The organism is Streptomyces sp. SA15 (assembly GCF_002291145.1).
Classification (GTDB): Bacteria; Actinomycetota; Actinomycetes; order Streptomycetales; family Streptomycetaceae; genus Streptomyces.
On record NZ_NTGE01000214.1, the window covers coordinates 1 to 946 of the forward strand.

Consider the following 946-nt stretch of genomic DNA (forward strand, 5'->3'; position numbering starts at 1 on the left):
GCCGGCCGGCCGCGTCCAGGACGGGGTCGCGGACCGCCCGAGTTCGCCGTGCACCGCGGTGGCCGCCTCGTCCGGGGCCGCAGCGCACCACGCCCGGTCCACCGTGACCAGGCCGATGCCGAAGCGGCTCGTCTCACCGGCCACCGTGCGCACCAGTGCGTGCAGCGCGTGCTGGGCCGCCTCGGTGCCGGACGGCGGACAGCAGGCCACGACCCGTACCTGCCCGGAGGTGAGGCGGCGGCCGGATACCAGGGCGCGCAGCGCGGCGAACACCGGCTGGACCGTCCGGGAGGCGAACCGCTCGTAGGCGTCCCGTGCCTGTCGAAGGCCGTCCTCGAACTCGGGGAACCCGTCTGCGCCGCCCAGTTCGCCGAGGACGACCAGAACACCCGCGTCCGGAGCCAGGCCCTCCAACGCCCGGTCCACACGCCCTCGCGCCGCCTCGGGATCCCCGGGCGGCAACGCCTCCCACGGCAGCGATGCGTCGGCCCTGGCGCGCAGCGCCCGGGACAGCGGGCCGTCGCCGCCGATCACCAGCAGGTCCGAGGGGACGGGCGCCGCTGTCTCCCCTTCGGCGGGCTGCCACTCCAGCGCGTAGGCCGCCGTGTGCCGGTCGGCTCCGGCGGCCGTCGGCGTCACGGCGGCCGGCGCGTCCGTCAGCGGCTCGGAACGCAGCAGGAAACCGTCCACGTCGGCCACCGCGACGCCCGTGTCGTCGACGAGGCGGAGGTCGAAGACATGGACGCCACGCACGTCGTCCAGCCGCACCGGCCGCACGTGCGCGTACACCGGGCCGACTGCGGGTCGGTGCACCACGATCCGGTCCACCGAGAACGGCCGGAACCGCGCGGTGGGCTGGTGCCCGCCGCGGGCCATCGCCCCGTAACCGGCCGCCTGGAACGCCCCGTCGAGCACCGCGGGGTGCAGCGCGGGCCGCCCGGCGGGT

1 protein-coding gene is annotated in these 946 nt (G+C 77.0%); it reads right to left on the reverse strand.

Annotated features, from left to right (window positions below):
- The coding region (locus CLM62_RS49600; RefSeq protein WP_143659281.1) for a polyketide synthase dehydratase domain-containing protein at positions 1 to 946 on the reverse strand (946 nt) is incomplete at both ends.